Source organism: Curtobacterium sp. 18060, from assembly GCF_902706105.1.
Classification (GTDB): domain Bacteria; phylum Actinomycetota; class Actinomycetes; order Actinomycetales; family Microbacteriaceae; genus Curtobacterium.
Genome location: NZ_CACSJV010000090.1, coordinates 1 through 4,947, shown reverse-complemented (window position 1 = coordinate 4,947; position 4,947 = coordinate 1). Strand labels below are relative to the sequence as shown.

Annotated in this window: 6 protein-coding genes; 5 read left to right on the top strand and 1 reads right to left on the bottom strand. The window is 70.8% G+C overall.

What is annotated here, in order from left to right; translation table 11 throughout:
• The first annotated feature begins 150 nt into the window (after positions 1-150).
• From GVL05_RS19490 to GVL05_RS19475, 4 genes are read left to right on the top strand one after another with little or no spacing between them, the layout of a single operon-like run.
• Positions 151-504 carry a lactococcin 972 family bacteriocin gene (locus GVL05_RS19490; protein ID WP_159574217.1) on the top strand — a complete coding sequence of 118 codons (354 nt, stop codon included), beginning with the start codon at positions 151-153 and terminating at the stop codon, positions 502-504.
• A gap of 32 nt (positions 505-536) precedes the next feature.
• Positions 537-2,414 (top strand): hypothetical protein, encoded by a 1,878-nt coding sequence (locus GVL05_RS19485; RefSeq protein ID WP_159574216.1) that lies wholly within the window; start codon positions 537-539, stop codon positions 2,412-2,414.
• Positions 2,411-3,082, top strand: a complete 672-nt coding sequence (locus GVL05_RS19480; RefSeq protein WP_159574215.1) for an ABC transporter ATP-binding protein — start codon at positions 2,411-2,413, stop codon at positions 3,080-3,082. Before GVL05_RS19485 ends, GVL05_RS19480 begins: the two co-directional genes overlap by 4 nt.
• Positions 3,069-3,284, top strand: a complete 216-nt coding sequence (locus GVL05_RS19475; RefSeq protein ID WP_123672529.1) for a hypothetical protein — start codon at positions 3,069-3,071, stop codon at positions 3,282-3,284. The genes GVL05_RS19480 and GVL05_RS19475 overlap by 14 nt, the downstream gene beginning before the upstream one ends.
• Before the next feature lie 50 nt (positions 3,285-3,334).
• Here the strand turns inward: GVL05_RS19475 and GVL05_RS19470 are convergent, their stop codons facing one another.
• The gene (locus tag GVL05_RS19470; RefSeq protein WP_159574214.1) at positions 3,335-3,907 is read right to left on the bottom strand and encodes a hypothetical protein; all 573 of its coding nucleotides are present in this window, start codon (positions 3,905-3,907) and stop codon (positions 3,335-3,337) included.
• A 138-nt stretch (positions 3,908-4,045) separates the two neighbouring features.
• Between GVL05_RS19470 and GVL05_RS19465 the strand changes: the two genes are divergently transcribed.
• A partial coding sequence (locus GVL05_RS19465) for an NADP-dependent oxidoreductase (RefSeq protein ID WP_159574213.1) occupies positions 4,046-4,947 on the top strand: 902 nt, incomplete at its 3' end.

The window sequence follows — 4,947 nt, the reverse complement described above, 5'->3', positions numbered from 1 at the left end:
GTGGTGCTGCATCCTCCGATCGGGGGATGGCGTGGGAAGGGCGCAAGCATGTCGTATTCGAGATATCCGGAACTTCAGATTCTGGCGTTGCTCTGCTTGGCTCGGTGCGGGGCCGACGCGGCCCCCGTTCCCCAGCAGAAAGGCCCTTCCATGAAGCGCTTCGGAAAGCTCTCGGCCGTCATCGCGGCGGCAACGCTGTGCGGTGTCCTCGGCACCGGTGTCGCACACGCTGCTCCGGATGACGCAACCGCCAGTGGCGGCAGCGCGTCCGCCGACGACCTCCGTACCGACGCCACGACCGTCGTCGGCGGCGGCACGTGGTCGTACGGCGTGATCGGCCACCAGGTGGTCTCCGCCTACGACAACCGTCGGTACACCCACAGCACCTCGGTCAAGTCCTCCGGCGTGACCAAGTCGTCGGGACGGATCGCGAAGGGCAAGATCGCCGGCGCGAGCCGCCCGAAAGCACTGTGGGGCAATCAGGCCTTCTGGGCGATCTACTGATCCGGAACTTCGCGGCCACCACCGTCCTCGCGGTGGCGGCCGTACCGCTCCTGCTCGTCGGCCTGATCGTGTTCGTGGTCGGGAGTGGTGAGGCGAGCGGGTACCTCACCGGCCGGACGACGATCGACATGGTCGACCTGCCGCTCGGTCCGACCAAGCAGGAGCACATCCAGCAGCTCACGGAACTGGCCGAGGAACACGACGTATCGCTCGCCCTCGTCGTGCCGGATCGTTCCGGCGCGCCGGACACCGTCACCGCGTACTCGTTCGCCGGCTCCGTCCCAGCGCCGGTGTTCTGGGGGAACGTCGTCGACCGGCCGGCGAGCGACATCGGTGACGCCGTCATCGTCTGGTCGTACGCGGTCGACGGATCGGCCGTGCAAGTCGGTGCCTTCCTCGACGCGTTGCGCACTGCGGAATTCGAGTTCGTCGACGCGACCCCGACGGTCCGCGTACTGGCACCAGCGGTGATCGGGCAGCCCGGCGTCCTGGCGATCGTGGCGTGCATCGCGCTCGGAGTCGTCATCGCCGTGGTCGCGGAGTCGGACCGGCGGGACAGCCGACAGCGGCTCCGCGGACTCGCCGGATGGTCACCGAAACGCATCGCCGCTCGTGAAGCCCTCGAGACAGCGGGGCTGCTCGTCGTCTGTTCCCTGGTGGTGTGCGGGGCGCTCGCCGTCTACTTGCTCGTCCGCGGGGCATCGCCGATGATCTGGTCGTTCAGCGTCGGGCTCGCCGGAGTGATGCTCCCCGCCGCCTTCGTCGGTGTCGTCGGACTCCACGTCGTCTGCTCCGTCGTCGGCCGCCGCAGGTGGACGAGCCTCGCGGCCCCGGTCTGGCGCCCGGCCGTCGTGGCACTGTGCGGTGTCGCACTCGTCAGCATCCTGACCGTGAGCACCAGCGGCCTCGTCGAGCAGGAGCGGACGGCCTCCGAGCTCGAGCGATCGCTGCGCTCCGAGGCCGCCGACGGCGACGACGTGGTCCTGGGGGTCGGGATGGCCTCAATCGCCGACGAGGACGCGTTCGGGCGCGTTGCGCTGGCTGCCCTCGCCACCGGTACCGCCGAGCTGGCGCAGACGACGTTCATGCAGGACGCGCTGCTGGTCGCCGGAGACCGGGCGGAGCAGCTGGTCGGGGACGATCGTGACGGTGTCACCGTGCTGGTCCCCGAGTCGATGGCGACCGACATCGACGCGATCGCCGACGGCGTGCGGGAGAGCTTCGACGACGGCTGGGAGGTGGACGACGACCAAGCGCCCCGAGTCGTCCCGATCCACACCGAGGTCGTCGGATCGACCGCACCGATCGTCGCCGCCGCTGACCGCTGGATCGATTGGGTGCTGCCACGCACCACCACCGGCGCGGACGTGCCCGTCATCGTGGTGACCGACGTGCGGGACCTGCCGCCGAACCGACTCGGCACCGCGACCCGGAACGGCGAGGTCCGGTTCGCCGACCGGACCGCGCTCGTCCGGCAACTCACGGACGCTGACCTGCTCGACGTCGTCACGCAGATCAACCGGGTCGGTGCCGTGCTCGAACGAGCGCTCGCGGCCGTCCGGACGTCCCGCGCCGTCATCCTCGCCGCTTCGGCCGGGACGGTGCTCGCGATCCTGTTCGCTGCCGCCACCCTGATCGCCGACCACCGGACGCGGCATCGACGAGCAGCACGGCTGCGATTCCTGGTCGGCCGGCATCCCGCGGTGCAGCACGCGCGGTTCGTGCTCGTCGCGAGCGGCATCGCCGCCGGGACCACCGCCGTGACCGTACTCGTCGGCGACGACGGCACCGGTGCCGGCAGCGGCGCCTTGCTCGCTGCCAGCACGGCCGGGGCAGTCGGCGTGCTCACCGCAGTCGCGCTGTCCGTCCTGCTCGCCGCCACACACCACCGAGAGAGGCCACGCCGATGACCGAGCACCAGCGACTCAGCATCGAGGGGATCGGCTACGACATCGCCGGGCGGACGCTCTGGAACGACATCACGTTCCAGCTCGGCGCCGGACACGCCCTTGCCCTGCGCGGACCGTCCGGACAGGGGAAGAGCACGATGCTCCGCTGCCTCGCCGGGTTGGAACGACCGCCGCGGGGTCGGGTCGTCGTCGACGGCACTGACCTGCACACGGCGAGCGAGGGGGAGCGGCGTGGACTGCGCCGAGACACCATCGGCCTCGTCGTGCAGGACCACGCCGTCGTGCCGGAGTGGACCGTTGCCCAGAACCTGCGGGTGCTGCGGCCCCGTGGCGTCACCCGGGCGGCACTCAGCGATCGGATCGACGAGGCGCTGCTGATCGTCGGGCTCGGTGGTCGGCGGGATGCTCGTGCTGGGACGATGAGCGGCGGCGAACAGCAGCGAGTGGCCGTCGCACGAGTGCTGGCGCAGCGGCCACGACTCGTCCTCGCCGACGAGCCCACCGCGTCGCTCGACACCGAGAGCGCGGCGCGCGTCCGCAGCGGTCTCGACGCGCTGCGTGCATCGGGCAGCGCTGTCGTCGTGGCGACCCACGACCCGGCGCTCATCGCGTGGGCCGGTGCAGAACGGTCACTCATCCGGCCGGGGAGCGACCATGGACGTCCGTGAGACCACGCTGCAAGCTGCGGTGGGCGCGCACCTGGCGGGGACCCACATCCGCAGGACACACCGGGTCCTGCAGGGGAGTGGCACCGTGGCGCCGGGGTTGCGCTGGCCGGACGCCTCGGACGGCCGCGATCCCCGGGCCGTCCTCGAGGCCGAGGGCCCCGCGTTCTCGGCGGGCGGTGGTGTTCTCGTGCCGGAGCGCTGACGGTTCTGGTTCGCGATCATCGGGGATCGTGAACCGGAACCGTCACCGTCTCAGTACTCGGGGCGGATCCAGTCCGTCGGTTGGGCGAAGCGAGCGCGGGGCAGGACCTCGTCCGGCTCGGCGGTCCGCACGCTCGTGATGATCGTGTCCTCGCCGTACTCCGACAAGCGGCGGGCGATGCCGTCGCCCTCGTCGATCACCATCGTCGTGCGGGTCGCCGGATCCCCGCGGTGCTCGAACGTCACCAGGATCGAGTGCTCGCCGATGTGCTCGACCAGGATCGGGTGGAAGCTCTCGGGGCCGCGACCCCACCGGAGCATCAGGTCGGGCACGGCCATCCGGACGACGGGAGCGGAGACCATGCTCCGGGCGAACGACACCTCGTGCGGACCGTCGTCGGGGTCGTGCAGCACGCCGTCCCGGTAGGAGACCGGCTTGGCGCGCTGACGGACGAGCGTCCAGGTCTGTGCGGGCTCGTCGATGTCGACGCGGAACTGCCAGTACTTCTGCCGGGGCTCCTGGTGGATGCCCTCGAGGACGTACCGGGCGGGGCGGCGGAGGGAGGCAAGTTCCTCGGCGATCGCGGGACCGTCGGACCGGGTGAGGAGTTCGTCGAAACGCACGCTGTCAGCATGGCGCACCACGCGCAGTGGACGTCACCGTCTTCTGTCTGGAGGCCCGTGGCGGACTGGCACCGTGCCTCCCGTCCGATGGTGGGTCGCGTCAGGTTGCGTCAAGCAACGTCCGCGTAGACCGGGAGGATGCAGGTCGTCGGAGTCGAACAGTTCGGAGGGCCGGAGGCACTCGCCGTCCACGAGGTGCCGGAGCCGCACGCCGGTGCGGGATCCGTGCGGATCCGGGTGCAGGCGTTCGCCGTGAACCCGACCGACACGGGGGTGCGTGCCGGGCAGCGGGACAGCTCGCAGGCCTCGCCGCCGTACGTGCCGGGGATGGACGCCGCCGGCGTCATCGACGAGGTCGGGCCCGACGTCACCGGGTGGGAGGTCGGCGACGAGGTCATGGCGATCGCGTTGCCGCTCAGCACGCACGGTGGGGCGTACGTGCAGGAGCTCGTGGCGCCGGTGGGGTCGTTCACGCGGATCCCTCGTGGGACGTCGATCGAGGCTGCGTCGACGGTGCCGATGAACGGGCTGACCGCGTTGCAGATCCTGTCGCTCGCGGGGCTGTCGCGTGGGGACACGCTCGCCGTGACCGGCGCTGCCGGGCTGCTCGGGAACTACGTGGTGCAGCTCGCCGTCGCCGCTGGGCTGACCGTCATCGCTGATGCTGCCCCGGCGGACGAGGCGCTCGTGCGGTCGCTCGGGCCGGCGCATATCGTGCCGCGTGGTGATGGGTTCGCTGCCGCGGTGCGTGTGCTTATGCCCGATGGGGTCGATGCGCTCGCCGATGCTGCGGTGCAGCGTGGGGTCGTCGTCGATTCTGTTCGAGACGGGGGAGTGTTCCTGGACGTGCGTGGGTGGCAGGGCGACGGGGCTCGGGGGATCGAGTTCGTGCAGATCATGGTGTTCTCGGAGTACCGGTCGTTCGACAAGCTGGAGCAGTTGCGACACGCGGTGGAGAGTGGGACGTTGACGCCGCGGGTCGCCGAGGTGCTGCCGGCTGCTCGGGCTGTGGAGGCGCATGAGCGGTTGGAGGGTGGGGG